The following is a 21,616-nucleotide window of genomic DNA, read 5'->3' as shown; positions in this document are numbered from 1 at the left end:
TGTCCTCTAACTTATACTGAATCTTTTTCATTTTTTTGTACTTGATTGTAGTACCTATCCAATTTAACAAACTCAAATTCATTTCTACTTCCAATCCTTATTCAACTGGATATTTCAAAGAAAATGCGTGGAATCGTTCTGAAATGTAGGCGGCGACTTCTGCGGGACAAGCAAAAGTTCTTTTGCGACGAGTAATCGCAGGAGCACCGAGCCGAAAATCGACGAACAAAGGCTAAATGCGTCGCGTCTATGCGACAACGCCTTCGTAACCGACATCGTGTCGTCCACCGCGAAAAGCGTCCGCCGCAATAAAAGAACGATTCTTTAATCCGTGCCTGCCACGACAGCGACGAGCAACAAAATTAAAAAACTATTTCCCTCCCATTATACAAAAAAACTCTCATGCAGCTGCATGAGAGTTTTGAAAAATCGAATTAACCGATTGAACCTTCCATCTCGAACTTGATTAGACGGTTCATTTCTACTGCGTATTCCATTGGTAATTCTTTTGTGAATGGCTCAATGAAGCCCATTACGATCATTTCTGTCGCTTCCTCTTCAGAAATACCACGAGACATTAAGTAGAATAATTGCTCTTCAGATACTTTTGAAACTTTCGCTTCGTGCTCTAAAGAAACTTGGTCGTTTAACATTTCGTTATACGGAATTGTGTCTGAAGTTGACTCGTTATCCATAATTAACGTATCACACTCGATGTTTGCACGAGCGCCTTTAGCGTTTTTACCGAATTTTACTTGACCAAGGTACGTTACTTTACCACCTTGTTTTGCAATCGATTTAGAAACGATAGTTGAAGATGTGTTTGGTGCTAAGTGAATCATTTTCGCACCAGCGTGTTGGTGTTGACCGCGACCTGCTAGAGCGATCGATAATGTCATACCACGAGCGCCTTCACCTTTTAAAATACAAGCTGGGTATTTCATCGTTAATTTTGAACCGATGTTACCGTCGATCCATTCCATCGTACCACCCGCTTCAACAACTGTACGCTTCGTTACTAAGTTGTAAACGTTGTTCGCCCAGTTTTGAATCGTCGTGTAACGGCAGTAAGCATTTTTACCAACGATAATTTCAACTACGGCTGAGTGTAGTGAGTTTGTCGTGTAAACTGGTGCTGTACAACCTTCTACGTAGTGTACAGATGCTTCGTCGTCTACGATAATTAATGTACGCTCGAATTGACCCATGTTTTCAGAGTTAATACGGAAGTACGCTTGTAACGGTGTGTCTACTTTTACGCCTTTTGGTACGTAAATGAATGAACCACCAGACCATACAGCTGAGTTTAACGCAGAGAACTTGTTATCTGTGTAAGGAATTACTGTACCCCAATATTTTTTGAAGATATCTTCGTTTTCTTTTAATGCAGAGTCTGTATCTTTGAACACGATCCCCATGTCTTGTAAATCTTGCTTCATGTTGTGGTAAACTACTTCAGATTCGTACTGAGCAGATACACCGGCAAGATATTTTTGCTCAGCTTCAGGAATACCTAATTTATCAAATGTTGCTTTAATTTCTTCAGGTACTTCATCCCAAGACTTTTGCGTTGCTTCAGATGGCTTTACGTAATACGTAATTTCATCAAAGTTTAATGATGAAAGGTCGCCACCCCATTGAGGCATCGGCATTTCATAAAATTTGTGTAGAGCTTTTAAGCGGTAGTCTAACATCCACTGTGGCTCTTCTTTCATACTTGAAATTTCACGAACGATTTCTTCAGTTAAACCACGTTCTGAACGGAAAATTGATACGTCCTTATCATGGAAACCATACTTGTAATCGCCGATATCTGGCATTTTTTTCGCCATGTTGTTGTCCTCCGTTCGATTGCTATGTCGTGCAGGTCGCGCGGACACGACCTCTGCAGCACGAATAACTTATTGTTCCTTTACGCCTTTTTGCATTGCTTTCCATGATAGCGTCGCACATTTAATACGCGCTGGGAATTTCGCAACACCTTGTAATGCTTCCACATCACCAAGGTCGTATTTTTCATCATCGTATTGTTCACCAAGCATCATTTTAGAAAAAATCTCCGCAAGCTCGTTTGCTTCTTCGACTGTTTTTCCTTTGATAATTTGTGTCATCATTGATGCTGAAGACATTGAAATTGAACAGCCCTCGCCGTCAAATTTAGCATCTTGTACAATGCCATCTTCCACTAAAAGCGTTAAGTGAATGCGGTCGCCACAAGTCGGGTTATTCATATCGATTGTGACACTCGTATCATTTAAAGCACCTTTATTACGTGGGTTTTTATAATGATCCATAATGACTGAGCGGTATAATTGATCTAAATTATTAAAAGACATCGTTAAAATACTCCTTCGCCGTACGCAATCCTGCTACTAACTTGTCGATATCTTCCTCGTCGTTGTAAACGTAGAAGCTCGCGCGTGCAGTAGCACTCACATTTAACCATTTCATAAGCGGTTGAGCACAGTGATGACCTGCACGAACAGCAATGCCATTCATATCTAACACAGTCGCCACGTCGTGTGGATGTACATCGTCTAAGTTGAATGTTACTAAACCGCATCGCTTATTCGCATCGCGTGGTCCGTAAATTGCTAAACCATCGATTGTTTCAAGCTGATCCATCGCATAAGCTGCTAATGCATGCTCGTGTGCTGCGATTTTATCAAGCCCAATTTCCTCTAAAAAGTCGATTGCTGCACCTAACCCTACTGCACCTGCAATAATTGGGGTACCGCCTTCGAATTTCCACGGAAGCTCTTTCCACGTTGCATCGTGTAGTCCGACGAAATCGATCATCTCGCCGCCGAACTCCACTGGTTCCATCTCTTCAAGGATTGCTTGTTTACCATATAGTACACCAATACCTGTAGGCGCGCACATTTTATGCCCAGAAAACGCAAGGAATTCGCAGTCTAAATCTTGTACGTCAATGCGTAAATGCGGTGCGCCTTGCGCTGCATCAACGACCATGATCGCACCGTGTTCATGTGCAATTTGCGTTACTTCTTTAATCGGGTTAATGCTGCCCATCACGTTTGAAGCCATACCCATCGATACAATTTTCGTGTTCGATGTAATTTGTTTGCGGACGTTTTCTAAAGAAATCGTGCCGTCTGCTTCTAAGTCGATGTATTTTAACACCGCGCCTGTTGCCTTTGCAGCTTGCTGCCAAGGAATTAAGTTCGCATGGTGCTCCATATACGTGATGACAATTTCGTCACCTTCTTTTAAATTTTGACGCGCATAGCCGCTCGCCACCATATTAATCGAAGTTGTTGTCCCACGTGTAAAAATGATTTCTTGCGTTGATGTTGCATTAATGAATTTTCGTACCTTTTCACGTGCTCCTTCATACGCATCCGTCGCGCGATTACCTAATGTATGCACGCCGCGATGAACGTTTGAATTGTCTAGCTCGTAATAGCTTTTCACTGCTTCAATAACCTGAATTGGCTTTTGTGAAGTCGCTGCGCTATCAAGATATACAAGTGGAGACCCGTTAATTTCTTGATTTAAAATTGGGAAATAGCTTTTAATGTCTTTTAGCATTATCGAACTTTCCTTTCGATAACCTCCGTCAGCTGCTTTTTAACGCCTTCGATTGGCAAGTTATTCACAACTGGCGCAAGGAATCCGTGAATTACAAGGCGCTCTGCTTCTGTTTGTGAAATACCGCGGCTCATTAAGTAGTAAAGTTGAGTCGGGTCAACACGTCCTACAGATGCTGCGTGTCCTGCTGTTACATCATCTTCATCAATTAAAAGGATTGGGTTCGCATCACCGCGAGAACCTTCAGAAAGCATTAATACGCGAGACTCTTGCTCTGCATTTGCTTTCGTGCCGCCTTTCATAATGTGACCAATACCGTTAAAGATTGATTGCGCTTTATCCTTCATTACACCGTGTTTTAAAATTTGTCCATCAGAGTTTTTACCCCATTGACGAATTAACGTTGTGAAGTTTAGCTTTTGTGTACCAGTACCAACTGTCGCCATTTTGAAATCAGACGTTGAGTTATCGCCGATTAAGTCTGTTGTGTTTTCATAAATTGTATCTGAAGACGTCATTAAACCTAATGCCCAGTCGATTTTTGCATCGCGCGCAACGTGACCACGACGGTTCATATAAGCTGTGAAGCCCGTTGTTAAGTTATCTACCGCACCGAATGTTACTTGTGCATTATCTTTTGCGATAACTTCTGTTACGACGTTCACTTGACCTTTTGCTTCTTCCACTGTTGAGATGTACGTTTCAACATACGTTACCGCTGAAGATTGCTCAGCAACGATTAATACGTGGTTGAATAATGAAGCTTCTGCGTTGTCGTGTACGAATACAACTTGAATCGGTTCTTCCACGATGACGTTGCGTGGTACGTATACGAATACACCACCGTTTACAAGTGCAGCGTGGTAAGCTGTTAATTTATGTTCATCTACTTTTACAGCAGTTGTCATGAAGTATTGCTCAACTAAATCCGCATGTTCACGAATAGCTGTTTCGATATCTGTAATGATGACACCTTTAGATGTTAATTCGTTTGATACACGAATGAACGCTGGTGTGTTATTGCGTTGGATGTAAAGGTTTTGTTGTGCATCTGCATCAATAATTGCCTTCACTGTTTCTGGTAACTCATCTAATGAAGCATATGCTGCACTTTCAACTGTATGTGCTGCTACGTCGATGAAGTTCCATTTTGAAATATTTGTGCGGTCTGGCTTTGGTAATGCAAGCTCAGCCGCTTGTTGTAGTGCGTTAGCGCGGAAATCAGCGAATGCTTGTGGCTCTCCGTTTTGTTGTGAGAACGCGCGAACTTCTTCTACCGATAACGCTAATTTTGTTTCAACCGTCATCTTTCTACGCCCTCCTTAAATTATGCTTCTTCTGTTACTGCGTCAGTGTCTTCGATCCCTAGTTCAGCTTTGATCCACTCGTAACCTTCAGCTTCTAGTTTTTGAGCTAATTCTTGGCCACCAGATTTCACAACTTTACCTTGCATCATTACGTGCACGTGGTCAGGTGTGATGTAGTTAAGTAAACGTTGGTAGTGAGTGATCATTAAGCAGCCGAAGCCTTCGCCACGCATTGCGTTAATCCCTTTAGACACTACTTTTAATGCGTCGATATCTAAACCAGAATCGATTTCATCTAAAATACCGAATGTTGGTTTGATCATCATCATTTGTAAAATTTCGTTACGTTTTTTTTCACCGCCAGAGAAGCCTTCGTTTAAGTAACGTTGCGCCATTTCTTCAGGCATTTCTAAGAAGTCCATCGTTTTGTCTAACTCTTTGATGAATTTCATTAATGAGATTTCATCGCCCTCTTCACGACGTGCGTTAATTGCAGAGCGTAAGAAGTCAGCGTTTGTTACGCCAGCGATTTCTGATGGGTATTGCATAGCTAGGAATAAACCAGCTTTTGCGCGCTCGTCAACTTCCATTTCTAAAACGTTTTCGCCATCAAGTAAAATTTCACCTTGTGTTACTTCATATTTAGGGTGACCCATAATTGCTGAAGCTAACGTTGATTTACCTGTACCGTTTGGACCCATGATTGCGTGTACTTCGTTTGTATTAATTGTAAGGTTTACACCTTTTAAAATCTCTTTACCGTCGATTTCAACGTGTAAATCTTTAATTTCTAAAGTTGCCATTATTATACCTCCGTATATATGTTCATTATGAGAGGTTTGCCCCTCATTTATCGTCAATCATCATCTTAACCGAAATAGAAAAGCAATGCAACAAATTAGAATCATTTTAATGTAACAGTTTTTGTAGGCAATTTTATATATCAGCATTTTTTCTTATGTGACCGTTAATAATTAGTTGCGCTTTTTTTTCATATTAAGACGAATTTTTCATTAGCGTAGTTTGAGCTTTCTTGCCGCTCATAGCTCACAAATACAGCTTCATAACCGTCGCGTTTTTGTCGTCGAATACCGCCTGCTGCTTCAAGTGACATAGCATTCTTTACCCTCAGCTTTCGGTAATGAACCGTTCACATCGTAAAATAAATATCATAAATTTGTCTTCATACTTGCTTTTTATTTTCAATAAGACACCTTTAAATGAGAATCAATTTCAGTTCGAGCAACTTTGTATGAAAGCGTTTTAAAGCGCGCGAAAACAGCTTGTACGGCAAATGTACAAGCTGCTAACTGTATAAGAAAGAGGCGTCCTTTTGGGGGGGAGATGCCTCGTTTCTGCCTAATAGTTAATCGTTATAATAGGTCTGTTAATTCGCCACTTGTCTATAGCTACATCCAAAATAAATGCAGCTTTCTAATGGTAAGTAACGTGCGACGAGACTCCTTATGGAAGGTGATAGCTCGTGTCATGGCGTTGATTTCCTAGGTCTCGAGGCTCGCGCTTTTCCCGCTGCAGTCCGCCTCTCGTTTTAAGCAACCTTTATGCGTCAACCCCAACTTACGGTAATGAACAATTAAACAGTTAAAAATTCTACATTACACAACGGCTGCTTCCTGCTCTAAAAACGCATGCATCGCGGCGGCTGCTTCTCGCCCTTCTTTAATTGCCCATACGACTAAGCTTTGACCGCGGCGTGCATCTCCTGCTGTAAAGACGCCTTGTACGTTCGTTGCATAGTTTTTAATCGTTGCGGCGATGCGGTTGTTAATGAGCTCGACACCAAATTGCTCTGGTAATGCCTTCTCTACACCTTCGAAGCCGATTGCAACGAAAATGTAGTCAACTGGCCAAGCTTTCTCGGTACCCGGTAACTCTTTAAAGTAATGGAAGCCGTCCTCACCGAGAATTTTCTCCATATAAATGGTGTGTAACGCTTGAATGTTGCCGTCTGCGTCCGACACGATTTTTTCCGTGTGAATGCAATACTCGCGCGGATCACGGCCGAGCTTGGCGTCCACTTCCTCGTACGCATAATCGAACGTAAACGTATCTGGGTTTTTTGGCCACATCGTCTCCTCTGTGCGCGCGTTCGGTAGCTTCGGATGCTTTCCGAACTGTACGACCGATTTGCAGTTTTGGCGAATGGCTGTTGCGACACAGTCTGCTCCCGTATCACCACCACCGATGACGATGACGTTCTTCCCTTCGACGTTTAATGCGTTGCCGTCTTCAAAGTTAGACTGCACGTAGCTTTTCGTCACGCTCGTTAAATAATCCATCGCCAGCACGACACCTTTTCCTTCTGAACCTTCAATGCGCAGTGCACGCTGCTTTTGTGCGCCCGTTGCAATTAACACTGCATCGTACTGAGCGCGCAGCTCGTCCGACGTCATGTCGACGCCGATTTCTGTATTGTAAATAAAATCGATGCCCTCTTGCTGAAGGAGGCGAATGCGACGCTCGATCACTTCTTTTTCAAGCTTCATGTTCGGAATGCCATACATAAGCAAGCCACCAGCGCGGTCGTCACGCTCATACACTGTGACGCTATGCCCTTGCTGATTCAGCTCATCTGCTGCCGCTAATCCAGCTGGCCCTGAGCCGATAATCGCAACTGTTTTTCCTGTGCGACGGCGCGGAATACGTGGCACGACCCAGCCTTCTTCAAACCCTTTATCGATAATCGAACGTTCAATCGATTTAATCGCAACAGACGGCTCGTTAATGCCGAGCACGCATGAGCCTTCACACGGCGCTGGACAAACGCGCCCTGTAAACTCTGGGAAGTTGTTCGTTAAATGGAGGCGGTCGAGTGCTTCCTGCCATTTACCGTTGTATACTAAGTCGTTCCATTCTGGGATAACGTTGTTGATCGGACAGCCCGCTGCTGATCCACGAATTTCAATGCCCATATGACAAAACGGTGTGCCGCAATCCATACAGCGTGCCCCTTGTGTTTGCAGCTGCTCATCCGTCAAGCGCTCCGCATATTCACCGAAATGGTCAATGCGTGCGAGCGGCTTTTGCTCCGTCGTCTTTTGTCGTTTAAACTCCATAAATCCTGTTGGTTTCCCCATGCTAACCCCTCCGTCCTCACATTTATTTTGACGCTGCGTATTCCGTGCCTGTCGCCTTTGCGAACGCTTGCAATGCCGCTTCTTTTTCGTTAAAGCCTTGCAGCTTGAAGTGCTCCATCTCATCAAGCATTGCTTGGTAATCTGTCGGTACAACTTTCACGAATCGCTTCACGCTTTGTTCCCATTTCGCTAATACGTCTAGCGCTTTATTGCTGCCCGTTTCGTTTAAGTGCTCAATAATTAATTGGCGCACCGCTTCTTTTTCAGCGTGTGATTCAAGCTGCTCAAAGCGAATCATCTCCATGTTGCACAGCGCTTTAAATTCCGCTTCATTCGTCGGTAATACGTACGCAATACCACCTGACATACCAGCTGCGAAGTTTTTCCCCGTGTCGCCTAAAATGACGACGCGTCCACCAGTCATATACTCTAAACCGTGATCACCAATACCTTCAACGACGATGTTTGCACCAGAGTTACGTACTGCGAATCGATGCCCTGCACGTCCGTTCATAAACACTTTACCGCTCGTCGCACCGTATAAACAAACGTTCCCGCCGATGACGTTTTTCTCCTGCTCCCCTTTAATTGGCGCAATCGCTACGAGCTTCCCACCTGATAGCCCTTTACCGAAGTAGTCATTAACATCACCTGTACACGTCATCGTCATACCACGTGGAATAAATGCGCCGAAGCTTTGCCCTGCTGCGCCGATGAAGTTGAACTTCACTGTATCGTCTAGTAGCCCTTGCTCGCCGTATTTGCGCGAAATGTCACTGCCGACGATCGTCCCGACAACGCGGTCTGTATTTTTAATGTGATACGTTACTTCCACCTTTTCACCGCGCTCAATGGCCGGTGCTGCATCTTGCAGTAAATGAATCATATCGAAGCTGTCGTCGATGCCGTGATTTTGCTCCTGCTGCTTCGTACGCACGCCATCTACTTGGTATAGTAGCTTCGATAAATCAAGCTGCGATGCTTTCCAGTGATTTTTCGCACGCTCGCTCGCTTGTAAAATATCTGTGCGTCCGACCATTTCCTCCACCGTGCGGAAGCCAAGACTTGCCATTATTTCACGCATTTCTTGAGCGATAAAGCGCATGTAGTTAACGATGTGATCGGCCGAGCCTGTAAACTTCGCACGCAGCTCTGGGTTTTGCGTTGCGACGCCGACTGGGCACGTATCTAAATGACATGCACGCATCATAATGCAGCCCATCACAATGAGTGGTGCTGTCGCAAAGCCAAATTCCTCCGCACCAAGCAATGCTGCCATCACAACGTCTTTACCTGTCATGAGCTTGCCGTCTGTCTCAAGTGTGACGCGGTCTCGAAGTCCGTTTAACATAAGCGTTTGGTGCGCCTCCGCTAAGCCGAGCTCCCACGGTAATCCTGTATGCTGAATCGATGTTTTAGGCGATGCGCCTGTTCCGCCGTCGTAGCCTGAAATGACGATAACGTCTGCTGCACCTTTTGCAACGCCTGCTGCAATTGTACCGACACCTGCTTTTGATACGAGCTTTACTGAAATGCGTGCAAAGCGGTTCGCATTTTTTAAATCGTGAATGAGCTGTGCCATATCTTCAATTGAGTAAATATCGTGATGCGGTGGCGGAGAAATTAAACCAACACCTGTCGTTGAACCGCGCACATCCGCTACCCACGGATACACTTTGTTGCCTGGTAGCTGTCCGCCCTCACCTGGCTTTGCGCCTTGTGCCATTTTAATTTGTAGCTCATCTGCGTTTACGAGGTAGTGCGACTTTACGCCGAAACGTCCGGATGCAATTTGCTTAATCGCACTGCGACGGTCATCACCGTTTGCATCTTTCGTGTAGCGCGCTGGGTTCTCGCCGCCTTCACCTGAGTTTGAGCGTGCGCCTAAACGGTTCATCGCAATCGCAAGCGTTTCATGCGCCTCTTGCGAAAGTGAGCCAAACGACATCGCACCTGATTTAAAACGTTTCACAATCGATTCGATCGGTTCTACGTCGTCGATTGAAATTGGCGTGCGCGATTTGAATGTAAACAAGTTACGTAAAAAGCCTAAGCGCTCCTCATTTGCCATTTCTGAAAACATGCGGTATAAGCCGATGTCATTTTTACGTGCCGCCCATTGCAGCGTATGAATCGTTTTCGGATTGAACGCATGGTGCTCTCCGTTTGCGCGCCACTGGAACTGTGAGCCTGATTCAAGCTCGGCTTTGTCGTCTGCTTGTTGGAAGCGTCGTTTTGCTTCCTCGCCGATTGTTGCTAAGTCGATGCCATCAATTTGCGATGCTGTTCCTGTGAAATGTGCGTCAATAACTTGCTGTGAAATGCCGACTGCTTCGAAAATTTGTGCGCCGCGGTATGATTGCACCGTTGAAATGCCGACTTTCGACATGACTTTCACTACGCCTTCGCTCGCACCTTTACGGAATTTGCGCACCGCCTTGTCATACGCTAGCTTTAAATGACCATTTTCGATCGCTTCTTGAATCGTCGCGTATACTAAGTACGGATGAATCGCATCGACACCGAAGCCAATCAATGCGGCGAAATGATGCACTTCACGCGTCTCAGCTGTATGGGCGATTAAGCTCACTTGCGTACGTTTTCCTGTGCGCACTAAATATTGATGTAAGCTACTTACGGCAAGCAACACTGGAATCGTCGGTGTTAATGGGTTTTCAAGCTCATCTGTTAGCACGAGCAACGTCACGCCTTGTGCAATCGCGTGGTCTGCCTCTTCGTGTAAACGCGCTAGTTCATTTTCTAATTGTTCAGTAAATTGAAGTGACAATGCCGCACCTTGGAATTCCAGCTCAATGTTGGACGTAATTTGATCGAACTCGCACGTCGTCAACACTGGCGCATCAAGTAAAATGCGTTTTGCGTTGTTGGCGTTCGGGTGTAATAAATCCCCCTCTGCTCCGAGCATCGTCATAGTTGATGTCACAATATGCTCACGAATCGAGTCAATCGGTGGGTTCGTCACTTGTGCAAACAGCTGCTTAAAGTAATTAAATAGCGATTGCGGTCGGTCTGATAAAACGGCAAGTGGCGTATCATTTCCCATCGAGCCGAGTGGGTCTTTGCCGTCACGCGCAAGTGGCACGATATATTTTTGCACGTCCTCAAACGTATAGCCGTACACTTTTTGACGCGTCGTAATGTCAGCAAGCGGCGTCGGTACTTCTTCTTGTGACTTTACCGTTAACAAGTTTTCCTCTAACCAATCCGCATAAGGCTGTGCTGCTGCCATTTGTGCTTTTAGCTCGTCGTCTGATACGATTTTGCCTTCTTCTAAATCAATTAATAGCATGCGTCCTGGCGCAACGTTTTCTTTGTATAATACTTCTTCCTCTGTTACATCAACGACACCTGTTTCAGAAGAGAAAATAATATGGTCGTCCTTCGTTACGTAATAGCGCGCTGGTCGTAAGCCGTTACGGTCTAAAATTGCACCAATTTGTTTGCCATCTGTGAAACAAATCGCAGTCGGTCCGTCCCAAGGCTCCATTAAGCTTGCGTGATATGAGTAAAATGCTTTTTTATCGTCTGAAATGTGGGGGTTTTCTGTCCAAGGTTCTGGAATTAACATCATCGCTGTATGTGCTGGTGTGCGCCCAGCAAGTACGAAAAATTCAAACGCGTTGTCTAACATCGATGAGTCAGAGCCTGTCGTATCAATGATCGGTAATAGCTTTTGTAGGTCGTCTCCGAATGCTTCTGACACGAAACGTTGCTCACGTGCGCGCATCCAGTTCATGTTGCCTTGTAATGTGTTAATTTCTCCGTTATGAATGATGTAGCGGTTAGGATGTGCACGCTGCCAGCTCGGGAACGTGTTTGTAGAGTAACGAGAATGTACGAGCGCAAATGCTGATACAAACTGTTCATGTTGTAGGTCTTCATAAAATGTGCTTACTTCTTCCGGGTTCAGTAGCCCTTTAAATACCATCGTGCGGCTCGACATGCTCGGGCAGTAAAACGTAAATCCTTGTGCTGTTGCCCAATGCTCGACTTGCTTGCGGATGATGTAAAGTTTGCGTTCAAACGCTAGCCCTTCCACTCCGACCGCACCGATAAATAATTGGCGAACGAACGGCGCTGTATCTTTTGCACTTTTACGTAGTGTTGCGGCGTTCGTCGGTGCTGTGCGCCAGCCGATCAATTGCTGTCCTTCCTCTGCGATCAGCTCGTTAAATTTCGCTTCAATTTGCTCGCGCTCTGCATCGTTATGTGTGAAGAAAATTTGCGCTACGCCGTATTTGCCACGCTCAGGTAACGCAAGCTCGCTCACATATGATTTGAAATATTCGTGTGGAATTTCGACCATGATGCCTGCACCGTCTCCTGTACCGTCACCGCCACGACCTGCACGGTGCTCTAGTCGGCAAAGCATTTCTAAACCTTTCAACACGATGTCATGCGAGGCAACCCCTTTAATATTCGCATACATACCGATGCCACATGCGTCATGCTCAAATTGTGGTCTATATAAACCTTGTTCATTTGGATATTGATGAAATGTCATTGTAAATCCCCCCAAAGTTTTTCTCATTACGTTTCGCTAATTCTCATTTTAAAGTTTTCAAAATAATATAAACAATATATAATTTGGATAGAAACAATCTAAATACGAGATAAATGGGGTGAAAAGTATTGGAATTACGACAATTACGTTACTTCGTGGAGGTAGCAGAACGCGAACATATTTCGGAAGCAGCCGAGCATTTACACGTTGCCCAGTCTGCGATTAGCCGCCAAATTGCAAACTTAGAAGACGAATTAGGAACAGCATTATTTGAACGAATCGGACGCAACGTAAAATTGACGCCAGTGGGCAAAATTTTTTTAGAACATACCATTACAGCATTAAAAGCAATCGATTTCGCCTCAAAACAAGTGGAAGAATTTTTAGACCCATCAAAGGGAACGATTAAAATCGGCTTCCCAACAAGCTTAGCAAGTTACTTATTACCGACGATCATTTCCGCCTTCAAAAAAGAATATCCCGACGTTTCATTCCAGCTACGACAAGGTTCGTACCGATTTTTAATCGAAGCTGTCAAAAACCGCGAGCTAAACTTAGCCTTTTTAGGACCACTACCACCAAAAGACGAGGCAATTGAGCCTACCGTTTTATTTAGCGAAAACATCTCTGCATTGCTCCCAGCAAACCATCGTCTCGCAAAAGAAAAAAGCATTAATTTAATTGATTTAAAAGATGAAGACTTCGTACTGTTTCCTGAACATTATATTTTATATACGGTGGCAGTCGATGCATGTCGCTCAGTCGGCTTCGTACCAAATATTACATCAGTAGGTGAGGATATGGACGCGATCAAAGGACTTGTTGCAGCGGGCGTCGGCGTAAGCTTACTACCGGAAAGCTCATTTTATGATTCCTCGCCGCGCTTTATGGTCAAAATTCCGATTGCGCTTCCCGACATCCGTCGAACAGTCGGCATTATTTCGCCAATCAACCGAGATCTCGCACCTTCTGAGCAAGTATTTTTAACGTTTGTAAATGACTTTTTCTCTCGATTAACGCAATTTCAATAAAAAAAATCCCACTCGAAACAAGCTTGTCTCGAGTGGGATACTTTATTATTTGTTGCCTACTGGTACAACCGCTCCGTCCCATTCCTCTAAAATGAAGTCTGAAATTTCTTCTGATTGTAACACTTCAACTAAACGTTTTAATGCTGGGTCATTTTCTTTTTCCTTCGTCGTTGCAATAACGTTTACGTAGTCAGATGCGCCGCCTTCGATTGCGATTGAATCATCTACTGGGCTAATGCCTGCATCGATGGCGAAGTTTGAGTTAATAACAACTGCATCGCCTTCTTCATTTTCGTAAAACGATACTAAAATTTCTGGTGATGGCTCTGCGTCGATCACTAAGTTTTTCGGGTTTTCTACGATGTTATCTAACGTCGCCTCTGATTTGTTTACAGCTGGATCAAGCGTAATTAAGCCTGCTGATTCAAGAAGTGATAATACACGCCCTTGCTCTGCTACAGAGTTTGACATAATGATTGTGCCACCTTCTGGAATTTCTTCAATTGACGTATATTTTTTAGAGTAGATCGCCATCGGTTCAACGTGAATGCCACCGATGTTAACGAAATCGTAGCCGAACTCTTTAATTTGGTTGTTTAAATACGGAATGTGTTGGAAGTAGTTCGCATCTAAGTCACCGTTTTCTAAATCTTGGTTCGGTAAAATGTAATCTTGGTACGGCTCTACTTCAAGCGTAATGCCTTCTTCTGCTAAAATTGGTGCTGCTTCTTCTAAAATGATGTCATGTAAGCCGTATGAAGCACCAACTGTAATTGTCGTTTCTTCTGCTGGCTCTGTCGTTTCGTTTTCATCTGTTGCTGCGTTGTCGTTCGTTTTTTCTTCTTCAGCGCCACATGCTGCTAACGCTAATGCTGATACTGCTAAAAATGAATAAATTTTCGTTTGCTTTTTCATGTCTCAAAACCCCTATTTCATTTATTGGTGAAGCTTAGTTCATCATTAATGAGCAACCTATTGAGCGCGTATTGCGACTCGCTTTCCCGGGGCTCGGCTCAAGCCTCCTCAACGTTCGTTACCTCACGTTTGCGGGGTCTTGAGTCACGAGCTTTTCCCCAAGGAGTCTCGTCGCACGCGCTCAATTATACAAATACAGCATCTTCCTAATAAAGCGCTATAAACTCATTCATTATATTATCGCTTGTCCACACGGTTCGTAATGAAGTCACCGATGAACTGAATGATGAAGACGATAATTAAAATAATAATCGTTGCCATTAGTGTAACATCCGGTCGGCTACGTTGGAACCCGTCAATAAATGCGGCGTTCCCTAAACCGCCTGCACCGATAATACCTGCCATCGCTGTGTAACCTACGAGCGCAATCGCCGTTACGGTAATACCTGAAATAAGCGCTGGCATTGACTCTGGCACGAGCACTTTCATAATGATCGTCGACGTTTTTGCCCCCATTGAGCGAGCTGCTTCAATAACACCTTTATCAACTTCACGTAAGGCGATCAACACAAGACGCGCATAAAACGGTGCTGCCCCGATAATGAGTGCTGGCAATGCCGCGTTCACACCACGAATCGTGCCGAGCATTAATTTCGTAATCGGAATTAATAAAATGATGAGCACGATAAACGGAATCGAGCGGAAAATGTTAACGAGTGATCCCGTTAAAAAGTACACGAGCTTGTTTGCCCATAGTTGATGCGGGCTCGTTAAAAATAATAAAATGCCGATTGCTAAGCCGATGATGAATGTCGCAACAGTAGAAATTGCCGTCATGTACAGCGTCTCATACGTCGCCTCTAGCATTTTATCCCAATTTACATTCGGAAAAAGTGTCTCAATCATTGCTTACTACCTCCGCTTGTAAATTACTATCTTGTAAAAACTGAATTGCTGCTTGTACGTCCGATACATTGCCTTCAAGATGCACAATTAATGTACCGTATGGACCGCTTTGCGTATGCTGAATCGAACCGTGTACGATGTTCGCATCAATCGCAAATTTTTTCATCATATGCGAAATGACTGGCTCATTCGTTTGCTCACCGACGAACGTCACTTTAATGAGCTTACCTGAACGATAGCTTTTATTCAGCTCACGAATCGCTTCCTTCGTCTGATCCTCACCTGAAATTTTCGATACGAAGCGCTTCGTAATTTTTTGCTGCGGCGATTGGAACACTTGTAGCACATCGCCCATTTCAACAACTTTTCCTGCTTCCATTACGGCAACGCGATCACAAATTTTTTGAATGACGTGCATTTCATGTGTAATGAGTACGATCGTTAAATTAAGGCGCTTGTTAATATCAAGCAATAAATCTAAAATCGCATCGGTCGTCTCCGGGTCAAGTGCAGATGTCGCTTCATCACAAAGCAGCACTTCCGGGTTGTTCGCAAGCGCTCGCGCAATGCCGACACGCTGCTTTTGCCCACCTGATAATTGAGACGGGTACGCATTGCCGCGCCCGAATAAACCAACTAGCTCGATTAATTCGTCAACGCGCTTTTTACGTTCTTCCTTTGGCACACCAGCAATCTCAAGTGGAAACTCGATGTTTTCTGCTACTGTGCGCGACCAAAGTAAGTTGAAGTGTTGGAAAATCATACTAATTTTTTGGCGCATCGCACGCAGCTCTGCACCTGTGCTTTTTGAAATTTCCTGTCCGTTAATTGTAACAGAGCCAGTCGATGGCTTTTCTAAACCATTTAATAAACGAATCATCGTACTTTTACCAGCGCCACTGTACCCGATAATGCCAAAAATTTCACCTTGGCGAATGTCGAGGTTTACATCGTTCACTGCTGTTAAGTCGCCGTTTTTCGTTTTGTATATTTTTTTAATATCTTTTAACGAAATCATGTTTTCTCCTACTTTTTCATATTATGACGTTTCATTTTAAATAAACATTGCTCTCCGCATCGAGGCAGGCTTTCCGCGGGCTCGGGGGCGAATACGATGTTTGTTCTGAAGGTGGTGCCACATGGACGTGGCGTTTACCACCTTCCTCAAGCCTCCTCGACACTCCTACGTCGCGTCTGTGGGGTCTTGAGTCACGAGCTTTTCCCGCTGGAGTCCGCCTCTTACGTCGAGCAATATACTTTCTGTCTCATCAACAACTAAGTAGTTAGCTACCCAGTTATTCTTTTACACTTACCACTTACATTTTAAACTTTGAAAAAACCTCCTACACAATAACTCGATGTAGAAGGTTTCAACGTATACGTAAAAACGTTCTCTCATCTTCCAAAGCTAAACTTTGCGTGATTTGGCACCTTTTCACCTGCGTGATGGTTGCCGGGCTTCATAGGGCACTTCCCTCCACCGCTCTTTATAAGAGTAACGATATGCAATTTTAAATGAATTAATCGTACTTTACCATAATGAATTGTGAAGCGTCAATCATTTTTTCAACAATTCGTACAAATGAGGTACGGATTGGAATGCATATACTTTTTCCGTCACTTTACCGTCTTGTGCAATGAGTAAGCACGGCACGCTTTCGATTTCATAATCGTATGCGACTTGCTCCATATAATTCAAATTTGCTTTACCGATTGGAAGTGTTGGCAGCAGCTGCTCAATAACATCCATCATTTTCGTTGCGACCGCGCACGTGCCACACATCGGCGTATATAAATAAAACGCCGTTCGTCGCTCGCTCGCTATTGTTTGTTCCCATTCATCTCTCGTCCACTGTTGCATCCGTTGTCACCCTTTACATGTAGTGAGGCGTCGTGCAGCAATGTATACAGCACGTGGCGCGGCGTTTTCTCTACAGCTTCAAACTGCTCATCGATGTAAATGTGCGTGCATTCGCTATACAGTCGGTTCATGAGCGCACGCAGCTTGTCACCTGTATAGTCTGCATCAAATAGCGTAAACAGCTCCATATGCGCATACGGCTCGACTAGTTCCTCTAACGCCACTTCACTCATCGTGCCGTTCGTTTTTAACACGTGCACGTCACCCGTTAACAGCGGTGCAATTTGCGCAACGTCCGCCTTTCCTTCGACGATAATACATTGCATTACGCAATCGCCTCCTTTTGTTGTATTGTAAAACAAAGGCGCAAGCAGCACAAAAAAACCGCTTCACGACGAATGCGTGAAACGGCTCATCATCTATTATTCTGCAATGACTGCTTCGTAGCCAGCTGCATCTAATAATGCGTCTAGCTGTGATGCATCTTCTAGCTCGATCGCGATCATCCATGCATCTTCGTATGGTGATTCGTTCACAAGCTCTGGGCTATCTGCTAACGCTTCGTTAATTTCGATGACTGTACCTGAAACAGGCGCATATAAATCTGAAACAGTTTTAACTGATTCTACGTTACCGAACACGTCACCTGCTGCAATCGTGTCGTTTACTTCTGGTAGCTCTACAAATACGATGTCACCTAATTCGTTTTGTGCGAATTCCGTAATACCGATATACGCTTTATTGCCTTCTACTTTTACCCACTCGTGTTCTTTTGAATAAAATAATCCTGCTGGTACGCTCATGAAAATCCCTCCAAATATGTAATAACAAGCTCGCTATCGTATGAGGCAACAGAGAGCTATATTAATGTAAGTGTGCCATAGTTTCCATACGAAAACAAGCTACATTGTTGTGTCCAATCAAGACAGTTCGTTACTTCCACGTCGCTTCAAATTCCGCTTCCTTAAAGCCTAACGTTAGCTTTTGCCCGTCTGTTACGATTGGACGTTTAATTAACATGCCGTCTGATGCAAGCAAGTCGTACATTTCGTCCTCACTCATCGTCGCTAAACGATCCTTTAAACCAAGCTCGCGGTATTTTTGTCCTGACGTGTTGAAAAACTTTTTCAGCGGCACGCCACTTGCTTCATGGTATGCGCGAATTTGTGCAGCGCTCGGTGTTTGCTCAACGATATGAATATCCTGAAACGCTACGCCATTTTGCGTTAACCATGCTTTCGCTTTACGACACGTCGTACATTTCGGATATTGAATCAAAGTAATTGTCATGTTCATTCTCTCCCTCGTTATTTCTGCCTTTATTATACGCAACAATGTCTCGAAATCAAACTAATATCATACACCGTCCTGCTTGCGCTCACCGAAACGATTGTAGCCTTGTCGGTCATAGCCAGCACGATCAAATCCTTCCTTATCGAGCCCGTCTTTATCGTACCCGTCTTCGTCATAGCCAAAACGGTCATACCCTGCCTCATTGTAGCCTGCCGCATTAAACCCTTCTTTATTGTAGCCTTCGCGATTCCATCCTTGTCGGTTAAAGCCTTCCTTATTAAAGCCGTCCTCATCGTAACCGTCTTTATCATAGCCTTGCGCTGTTTTCCCTGTACGATTGAAGCCATATTTATCGAAGCCTTGCTCGTTAAAGCCTTCTCGGTCGATGCCTTTTTTATTGAAGCCGCGTCGGTCATACCCTTCGCTATCGTAGCCATCTTTATTAAAGCCGTAGCGGTCGTACCCTTCCTTATCAAAGCCGCTTCGATTGTATCCTTCTTTATCATAGCCCTTCTTATTAAAGCCTGTTTCGTCATAACCTTGTCGGTCGTAACCTTCTTTATTAAAGCCACCACGGTTATAGCCTTGTCGATCGAGCCCGTCCTTATTAAAGCCGCTCGCATTAAAGCCTTTCGTATCATACAGCGTGCCATTTTTATGAACGCCTTCTCGATTAAAGCCGAATTCGTTTATACCTTGTCGGTTAAATCCATCCTCGTCATACCCGTCTTTATTAAAGCCATCTTTATAAAATCCTTGTCGGTTATAACCTTCTTTATTAAAGCCGAGCGCGTCGTAGCCGAAGCAATCGTACCCATTTACATATTTTTTTCCTGATTGATGCACACCTTTTGCATCGAAACCATTTTCGTCGTAATATTTGCGCTGGCGAGTTTTTCCTGTTTCGTGATGGAAGCCGCGTATATCGTAGCCTTCATCATCGTATTTCGTTCCATTTCGATGGTCTCCATAAACGTTAAAACCTCGCTCATCGTATTGATCCTGAGGCGGCACAGGTCGCGAAGAAAATAGACGCTTAAAAAACTGAACCATACGACACCAACCTTTCGTTGTATAGTTTTAGTTATATATCGTCACAACACTGTACTTTTCACCTACAAAAGCATAAAAAAATGCGGACGTCTCATACGAAACGACCACATTTTTACAATTATCAATAAACTCAAAGTAGCTGTCCGCTTCCAGCTACTTTATTTTATTGATTACAAATATTGGCTAATCATTAAACGATATATCGCTCTGCCTCAATTAACTTCGCTGCTGCTTCACGACGCTTTGCAATTAAGTTATGCGGGTTGCTGCGCAGTAATTTGCGGAACGCCGATAACGTCATTTTCGCTTGATCGCCTTCTAATGCACCAAGCACTGTATCTTTCGCTTCCTTCTCAATGCGCTCAAACGCCTCTTGCACGAAAATTTCTGTGTATAAAATTTTCTGTGCTGACTTTTCTACACCGTCGCGTTCAATCGCCTTTTGCGTGCGCAGTAATGCTGATTCCATTGCGAAAATTTCGTTTGCGATATTTGCGATGTTAATTAACACCTCTTGCTCGCGCTCTAACTTTGCACCGAAGCGCTGTGCTGCGACACCTGCGACTAACACGCCGAGCTTTTTCGCATTTTTCACAATTTGTGCCTCTTGTGCAAGCGGTGACGTACCAACATCTTCTGGCATCATCGATAACAGCTCGCTTTGTAGCTGCTGTGCAATTTGTAGCAATGGCAATTCACCTTTTAACGCCTTTTTCATAAACGTGCCAGGTACAATTAATCGGTTAATTTCGTTCGTGCCTTCGAAAATGCGGTTAATACGTGAATCGCGATAAATGCGTTCCACTTCGTACTCTGCCATGAAGCCGTAACCACCGTGTAACTGCACTGCCTCGTCAGCTACGTAATCAAGCGTTTCCGAACCGAATACTTTTGCAATTGAACATTCAATCGCGTACTCTGCAATCGCCGCCGCAATTTGCTTGCCGTCATCTTGCTGCGCCTCTGACAATTGGCTTAAACGATCCTCGAACAAGCCAACTGTGCGGTAGTTCAGCGCCTCTGATGCGTAAATACGCGCTGCCATCGTCGCAAGCTTTTCTTGTGTTAACGTAAATTTCGAAAGCGGTGTGCCGAACTGCTGACGCTGATTCGTATACTTCACTGCAAGCTCGAATGCACGCTTTGAGCTGCCGACTGTGCCGACACCTAGCTTGTAACGTCCGATGTTTAAAATGTTAAACGCAATAACGTGACCGCGACCTTCTTCGCCAAGTAAGTTTTCAACTGGCACTTTTGCATCTTGTAAAATGAGCGTGCGCGTTGATGAAGATTTAATGCCCATTTTCTTTTCTTCAGCGCCGACTGATACACCGTCAAATGCGCGTTCTACGATAAATGCTGTGAAGCGCTCACCGTCGATTTTTGCATACACAACGAACACGTCCGCAAAGCCTGCGTTCGTAATCCATTGCTTTTCACCGTTTAAAATGTAGTGCGTGCCGTCTTCGCTTAGCTTCGCCGTCGTTTTCGCGCCGAGTGCATCTGAACCTGATCCTGGCTCCGTTAACGCATACGCAGCGATCAATTCACCGCTTGCCAGCTTCGGTAAGTATTTCGATTTTTGTGCGTCGTTGCCAAATAGTACGATTGGTAATGAACCGATGCCAACATGTGCACCATGCGTAATCGAGAAGCCACCGACAACTGCCATTTTTTCCGTAATGAGTGCTGAAGAAACTTTATCTAAGCCTAAGCCTTCGTATTTTTCAGGTACGTCCGCTGCTAGTAAGCCGAGCTCGCCTGCTTTTTTTAGAAGCTGCACAGAATGCTCAAACTCGTGGTTTTCAAGCTTTTCAACTAACGGCATTACTTCGTTTGATACGTATTCTTCCGTCGTTTTCGCAATCATTTTTTGCTCATCTGTGAAATCCTCTGGTGTTAGCACGCGTGCTAGCTCCGTTTCTTCAATTAAAAATGCGCCACCTTTAATAATGTTTGTCGTTTCTGTCATACGAAATTCCTCCCTGTCCTTTGTGTTGGCTCTTTATGTCGAACAATATTAAGCAAACTGGTATTTCATAATAAGTATGTTGATACGACGTAACTGGCAGTGC

General features: G+C 44.2%; 17 protein-coding genes and 1 riboswitch. Of the genes, 1 reads left to right on the top strand and 16 read right to left on the bottom strand.

All coding sequences use genetic code 11. The features are described 5' to 3' along the window. Positions 1–434 precede the first annotated feature (434 nt). The 7 genes from sufB to gltB form a co-directional block, all read right to left on the bottom strand. Complete coding sequence (gene sufB / locus A6K76_RS04210) at positions 435–1,832, bottom strand: Fe-S cluster assembly protein SufB (RefSeq protein ID WP_066462433.1); 1,398 nt, start codon at positions 1,830–1,832, stop codon at positions 435–437. Positions 1,833–1,901: 69 nt separating this feature from the next. Further along, entirely contained in the window at positions 1,902–2,336 is a 435-nt protein-coding gene (gene sufU / locus A6K76_RS04205) for a Fe-S cluster assembly sulfur transfer protein SufU (RefSeq protein WP_066462432.1), read from the bottom strand. After that, complete coding sequence (locus tag A6K76_RS04200; RefSeq protein ID WP_066462429.1) at positions 2,326–3,555, bottom strand: cysteine desulfurase; 1,230 nt, start codon at positions 3,553–3,555, stop codon at positions 2,326–2,328. Before A6K76_RS04200 ends, sufU begins: the two co-directional genes overlap by 11 nt. Beyond that, entirely contained in the window at positions 3,552–4,859 is a 1,308-nt protein-coding gene (gene sufD, locus A6K76_RS04195; RefSeq protein ID WP_066462427.1) for a Fe-S cluster assembly protein SufD, read from the bottom strand. The genes A6K76_RS04200 and sufD overlap by 4 nt, the downstream gene beginning before the upstream one ends. Before the next feature lie 20 nt (positions 4,860–4,879). Then, the gene (sufC, locus tag A6K76_RS04190) at positions 4,880–5,662 is read right to left on the bottom strand and encodes a Fe-S cluster assembly ATPase SufC (RefSeq protein ID WP_066462422.1); all 783 of its coding nucleotides are present in this window, start codon (positions 5,660–5,662) and stop codon (positions 4,880–4,882) included. An 813-nt stretch (positions 5,663–6,475) separates the two neighbouring features. After that, entirely contained in the window at positions 6,476–7,957 is a 1,482-nt protein-coding gene (locus A6K76_RS04185) for a glutamate synthase subunit beta (protein WP_066462420.1), read from the bottom strand. Between the two features lie 22 nt (positions 7,958–7,979). Beyond that, positions 7,980–12,482, bottom strand: coding sequence for a glutamate synthase large subunit (gene gltB / locus A6K76_RS04180; protein ID WP_066462414.1), 4,503 nt, complete (start codon positions 12,480–12,482; stop codon positions 7,980–7,982). 128 nt (positions 12,483–12,610) lie between these two features. Between gltB and gltC the strand changes: the two genes are divergently transcribed. Further along, entirely contained in the window at positions 12,611–13,513 is a 903-nt protein-coding gene (gene gltC / locus A6K76_RS04175) for a glutamate biosynthesis transcriptional regulator GltC (protein ID WP_066462411.1), read from the top strand. Positions 13,514–13,558: 45 nt separating this feature from the next. Here gltC and A6K76_RS04170 read toward each other — a convergent pair whose 3' ends face one another. From A6K76_RS04170 to A6K76_RS04130, 9 genes are all read right to left on the bottom strand, one after another. After that, the gene (locus tag A6K76_RS04170) at positions 13,559–14,428 is read right to left on the bottom strand and encodes a MetQ/NlpA family ABC transporter substrate-binding protein (RefSeq protein WP_066462409.1); all 870 of its coding nucleotides are present in this window, start codon (positions 14,426–14,428) and stop codon (positions 13,559–13,561) included. Between the two features lie 237 nt (positions 14,429–14,665). Beyond that, positions 14,666–15,334 (bottom strand): methionine ABC transporter permease, encoded by a 669-nt coding sequence (locus A6K76_RS04165; protein WP_066462407.1) that lies wholly within the window; start codon positions 15,332–15,334, stop codon positions 14,666–14,668. Then, entirely contained in the window at positions 15,327–16,352 is a 1,026-nt protein-coding gene (locus A6K76_RS04160) for a methionine ABC transporter ATP-binding protein (protein WP_066462405.1), read from the bottom strand. The genes A6K76_RS04165 and A6K76_RS04160 overlap by 8 nt, the downstream gene beginning before the upstream one ends. Before the next feature lie 374 nt (positions 16,353–16,726). After that, positions 16,727–16,830: riboswitch (SAM riboswitch) on the bottom strand. Positions 16,831–16,892: 62 nt separating this feature from the next. Beyond that, positions 16,893–17,195 carry a thioredoxin family protein gene (locus A6K76_RS04155; RefSeq protein ID WP_066462400.1) on the bottom strand — a complete coding sequence of 101 codons (303 nt, stop codon included), beginning with the start codon at positions 17,193–17,195 and terminating at the stop codon, positions 16,893–16,895. Then, the gene (locus A6K76_RS04150; RefSeq protein ID WP_066462397.1) at positions 17,156–17,521 is read right to left on the bottom strand and encodes a toprim domain-containing protein; all 366 of its coding nucleotides are present in this window, start codon (positions 17,519–17,521) and stop codon (positions 17,156–17,158) included. Before A6K76_RS04150 ends, A6K76_RS04155 begins: the two co-directional genes overlap by 40 nt. A 96-nt stretch (positions 17,522–17,617) precedes the next feature. Beyond that, positions 17,618–17,998 carry a glycine cleavage system protein GcvH gene (gene gcvH / locus A6K76_RS04145; protein ID WP_066462395.1) on the bottom strand — a complete coding sequence of 127 codons (381 nt, stop codon included), beginning with the start codon at positions 17,996–17,998 and terminating at the stop codon, positions 17,618–17,620. A gap of 130 nt (positions 17,999–18,128) precedes the next feature. Continuing rightward, positions 18,129–18,485 (bottom strand): arsenate reductase family protein, encoded by a 357-nt coding sequence (locus tag A6K76_RS04140; protein WP_066462393.1) that lies wholly within the window; start codon positions 18,483–18,485, stop codon positions 18,129–18,131. A 66-nt stretch (positions 18,486–18,551) separates the two neighbouring features. After that, the gene (locus tag A6K76_RS16900; RefSeq protein ID WP_211271733.1) at positions 18,552–19,541 is read right to left on the bottom strand and encodes a hypothetical protein; all 990 of its coding nucleotides are present in this window, start codon (positions 19,539–19,541) and stop codon (positions 18,552–18,554) included. A 190-nt stretch (positions 19,542–19,731) separates the two neighbouring features. After that, a complete protein-coding gene (locus tag A6K76_RS04130; RefSeq protein WP_066462391.1) occupies positions 19,732–21,513 on the bottom strand; it encodes an acyl-CoA dehydrogenase family protein in 1,782 nt (593 codons plus the stop codon). Positions 21,514–21,616: the final 103 nt, after the last annotated feature.

Source organism: Caryophanon latum (genome assembly GCF_001700325.1).
Lineage (GTDB): Bacteria > Bacillota > Bacilli > Bacillales_A > Planococcaceae > Caryophanon > Caryophanon latum.
The sequence above is the reverse complement of the archived record's forward strand: the minus strand, read 5'-3'. Positions and strand labels throughout refer to the sequence as shown.

What these genes read in the sequence shown, in the direction of transcription:
- sufB (WP_066462433.1), bottom strand. Translation starts at nt 1,832, where the DNA reads ATGGCGAAAAAAATGCCAGATATCGGCGATTACAAGTATGGTTTCCAT.
- sufU (WP_066462432.1), bottom strand. Translation starts at nt 2,336, where the DNA reads ATGTCTTTTAATAATTTAGATCAATTATACCGCTCAGTCATTATGGAT.
- sufD (WP_066462427.1), bottom strand. Translation starts at nt 4,859, where the DNA reads ATGACGGTTGAAACAAAATTAGCGTTATCGGTAGAAGAAGTTCGCGCG.
- sufC (WP_066462422.1), bottom strand. Translation starts at nt 5,662, where the DNA reads ATGGCAACTTTAGAAATTAAAGATTTACACGTTGAAATCGACGGTAAA.
- A6K76_RS04185 (WP_066462420.1), bottom strand. Translation starts at nt 7,957, where the DNA reads ATGGGGAAACCAACAGGATTTATGGAGTTTAAACGACAAAAGACGACG.
- gltB (WP_066462414.1), bottom strand. Translation starts at nt 12,482, where the DNA reads ATGACATTTCATCAATATCCAAATGAACAAGGTTTATATAGACCACAA.
- A6K76_RS04170 (WP_066462409.1), bottom strand. Translation starts at nt 14,428, where the DNA reads ATGAAAAAGCAAACGAAAATTTATTCATTTTTAGCAGTATCAGCATTA.
- A6K76_RS04165 (WP_066462407.1), bottom strand. Translation starts at nt 15,334, where the DNA reads ATGATTGAGACACTTTTTCCGAATGTAAATTGGGATAAAATGCTAGAG.
- A6K76_RS04160 (WP_066462405.1), bottom strand. Translation starts at nt 16,352, where the DNA reads ATGATTTCGTTAAAAGATATTAAAAAAATATACAAAACGAAAAACGGC.
- A6K76_RS04155 (WP_066462400.1), bottom strand. Translation starts at nt 17,195, where the DNA reads ATGCAACAGTGGACGAGAGATGAATGGGAACAAACAATAGCGAGCGAG.
- A6K76_RS04150 (WP_066462397.1), bottom strand. Translation starts at nt 17,521, where the DNA reads ATGCAATGTATTATCGTCGAAGGAAAGGCGGACGTTGCGCAAATTGCA.
- gcvH (WP_066462395.1), bottom strand. Translation starts at nt 17,998, where the DNA reads ATGAGCGTACCAGCAGGATTATTTTATTCAAAAGAACACGAGTGGGTA.
- A6K76_RS04140 (WP_066462393.1), bottom strand. Translation starts at nt 18,485, where the DNA reads ATGACAATTACTTTGATTCAATATCCGAAATGTACGACGTGTCGTAAA.
- A6K76_RS16900 (WP_211271733.1), bottom strand. Translation starts at nt 19,541, where the DNA reads ATGGTTCAGTTTTTTAAGCGTCTATTTTCTTCGCGACCTGTGCCGCCT.
- A6K76_RS04130 (WP_066462391.1), bottom strand. Translation starts at nt 21,513, where the DNA reads ATGACAGAAACGACAAACATTATTAAAGGTGGCGCATTTTTAATTGAA.